The sequence below is a fragment of the bacterium genome (genome assembly GCA_020440705.1).
Classification (GTDB): domain Bacteria; phylum Krumholzibacteriota; class Krumholzibacteriia; order LZORAL124-64-63; family LZORAL124-64-63; genus JAGRNP01.
On sequence record JAGRNP010000217.1, the window covers coordinates 1 to 3,068 of the forward strand.

A 3,068-nucleotide genomic window follows, 5' to 3' on the forward strand; every position below is an offset into this window, starting at 1 on the left:
ATGGGAAGCACCACGAGGTGGGGCCGGGCCCGCATCGCCCCGGTCACACCGGTCAGAAACGGAATGGTCGCTGTGGTGGCGTCGTCTGATTTCATGGCAAATCGTTCGCCGCTGGTCGTGGTGGGAGTCCCCGAATCCGCTCGGGTCTGCAGGCGACCGGCCGATGGAAGGGGCATGAACATCTGCAGCAGAGCTTCGGCAGGATATCGACCAGCATGAGCGTCGCATACATCACCAGCCGGTACCCGGCGCTCTCGCACAGCTTCATTCTGCGCGAGGTGCGGGCACTTCGAGCCCTCGGTCTCGACGTGCACACCTTCAGCGTGCGGCAGGCGCCACCCCAGGACCTCATCGCCCCGGAGGACCGCGAAGAGGCCGAGCGCACCCACGTGCTCGTGCCGCCGCCGGGTCGGGTGCTGGCCGCCGCCATGCAGCGTGCGTGGGCCGAACACCCGTCGCGGATGGCGCAGATCACCGGCGGGGCGGTGCGGCGGGGTGCGGCGATCGGACCCCGCGCGGCGTTGTGGCAGAGCTTCTATGTGGCTGAAGCCGTGCTGTTGTGGGACGAGTGCCGGCGTCGCGGCGTGCAACACATCCATGCGCACTTCGCCAACGTGGGCGCGGATGTCGCCGAACTCACCTCGCGGCTGGGCGGCGAAGGCTGGTCGTGGAGCTTCACGATGCACGGCCCCACCGAGTTCTTCGACGTGCCCGGACACCGCCTCGCCGAGAAGACCCGTGACGCCGGCTTCGTTGCCTGCATCAGCGACTTCTGCCGGAGCCAGCTGATGAAACTGGTCGGCCGGGAGCACTGGGACAAGCTGCACGTGGTGCACTGCGGCGTGCACCCGGACGTCTACGTGCCGCAGCCGCGCGTCCATCACGACGACGTGTTCCGGGTCCTGTGCGTGGGACGACTGGTGCCGGACAAGGGACAGTCGCTGCTGGTCGACGCCATCGCGCAGATCCGCGAGCGCGGGATCGACGCGGAGCTCACGCTCGTGGGCGACGGACCGGACCGCGACCCCCTCGATCGGCACGTGCGCGAGCTGGGCCTGGGCGACGCGGTCCATCTGGTGGGCGCCGTCGGCCAGGACACCATCCGCGACCACTATGCGGCGGCCGACGTGTTCTGCCTCCCGAGCTTCGCTGAGGGCGTGCCGGTGGTGCTCATGGAGGCCATGGCCATGGAGATCCCCGTGGTCACCACCCGGATCGCCGGCATCGGCGAGCTGGTGGAGGACGAGGCGGCCGGGATCCTGGTGCGTCCCGGGCGCGCGGAGTACCTCACCGACGCGCTCGCCCGGCTCACCGATTCCGACCTGCGCCGTCGCATGGGCACTCGTGGTCGCGAGATCGTGGTCCGCGAGTTCGACGCGGCCAGGTCCGCGCAGGGGCTCGCCGAACACTTCGCGGCCATCACCGGAGCGGGCGCGTGAGGCGGCTCGCGTGGGCCCTCGCGGCGCCGTTCCTTGCATGGTGGGGCGTCTGGCTCGTCGCGGTCACGGTCGGTGCCGCGGTGCTGGGACGGCGACGGCCGGGCACCGTCGCCGCGGGCGAGGACCGGCTCGACGTCGTCGTGCCGGCCCACAACGAGGCGGCGAACCTGCCGGCCCTGCTGGCATCCCTGGGACGGCCGGGCGATACCCCCGGCCTCGGCCGGGTGATCGTCATCGCCGACCACTGCTCCGACGACACCGCCGCCGCCGCGGCGGGTCTCGGCGCCGAGGTGCTGAGTCGTGACACGGGCACCCGGGGCAAGCCGGCGGCCCTTCGCGACGGCCTCGCCTGGTACCGGGCGACGCCGACCGACGCGGTGGGCGTGGCGATCATCGACGCCGACTGCCGGTGCAGCCCGGGATACGCCACGGCGATGGTGGCCGGCCTTCGCCGGGCGCCCATCGTGCAGTCGGCGAACCTGGTGGGTGACGGTGACGGCGACGCGGCCGCCGACGGTGTGGCGGTCGGGGTCGGCCTGCGGAACCTGCTCCGTCCCGCCGGGCTCGATCGCCTCGGAATCCCGGTCATGCTCAGCGGAACGGGAATGGCCGTTCGGGCCGACCACGTCGACCGCCTGGCCTTCGGCGATCACCTCACCGAAGACCTGGTGCTCTCGCGTGAACTGCTGCTCGCCGGGACTCCTGTGGGGTTCGTGTCGGACGCGACGGTGAACTCCGACGCCCCACCGGACCGAGCGGCGCTCACCGCCCAGCGCGAACGCTGGGAGGGCGGGTCGCTGGCCGCCGGGGCGGGCGTTCCGCGAGTGTTCGCGCGCCTCGCCGCCCGACGCGACTGGCGCGGGCTCGTCAGCCTGATCGACGGTGCCGCGCCGCCCCTGGCGCCCACGGCGGCAGCCTGGGGCGGACTGACGGTGCTGGCGGGGCTGGCCCGACTCGTCACCGGACGTCGCTCGGTGCTGGCGCCGTTCCTCCTGGCGGGGACGTTCCTGTTCGCCTACCTGGCGATCGGCATCGGCGCGCTTCGCGGCGTCGGCGGCCTGCTGCGCGTGGCGGGCAGCGTGCCGGGGTTCGTGGGCTGGAAGCTGGGCGTGTACCGCGGCATGGGCCGCGGCAAGGGGGAATGGACCGCGACGCCCCGCGCGGCGTCGAACACACCGGGAGGCGAGCGCTGATGCGGGTACTGGTGACCGGCCACGAGGGGTACATCGGCGCCGTCATGGTCCAGGTGCTTCAGGACGCGGGCCACGACGTCGTGGGCCTCGACAGCGGCCTGTACCGGGGGTGCGATCTGGGCCCCGCGCCCGCCCGGATCCCCACCGTCGGCAGCGACGTCCGGGACGTGACCGCCCAAGACCTGGCTGGGATACAGGCCGTCGTCCATCTTGCCGCGATATCGAATGACCCGATCGGCGAGCTGAACACCGATGTGACCTACGAGATCAATCACCGCGCGTCGGTGCACCTCGCCGAGCAGGCGCGGGAGGCCGGCGTCCACCGGTTCGTGTTCGCCAGTTCGTGCAGCCTCTACGGCGCCTCCGAAGCCGGCGGCATGCTCGATGAGTCCGCACACTTCCTTCCGGTCACGGCGTACGGCGAGAGCAAGATCCT

The 3,068-nt window shown here is 71.9% G+C and carries 3 protein-coding genes; all 3 read left to right on the forward strand.

Features of this window, described 5'->3' with window-relative positions:
* Positions 1-215 precede the first annotated feature (215 nt).
* Entirely contained in the window at positions 216-1,439 is a 1,224-nt protein-coding gene (locus KDM41_17700) for a glycosyltransferase (GenBank protein ID MCB1185256.1), read from the forward strand.
* The gene (locus KDM41_17705; protein ID MCB1185257.1) at positions 1,436-2,632 is read left to right on the forward strand and encodes a glycosyltransferase family 2 protein; all 1,197 of its coding nucleotides are present in this window, start codon (positions 1,436-1,438) and stop codon (positions 2,630-2,632) included. The genes KDM41_17700 and KDM41_17705 overlap by 4 nt, the downstream gene beginning before the upstream one ends.
* On the forward strand, positions 2,632-3,068 hold a 437-nt coding region (locus tag KDM41_17710), incomplete at its 3' end, for an NAD(P)-dependent oxidoreductase (GenBank protein ID MCB1185258.1). The genes KDM41_17705 and KDM41_17710, both read left to right, overlap by 1 nt.

Coding starts and splice junctions, on each gene's coding strand:
- KDM41_17700 (MCB1185256.1), top strand. CDS start 216: ATGAGCGTCGCATACATCACCAGCCGGTACCCGGCGCTCTCGCACAGC.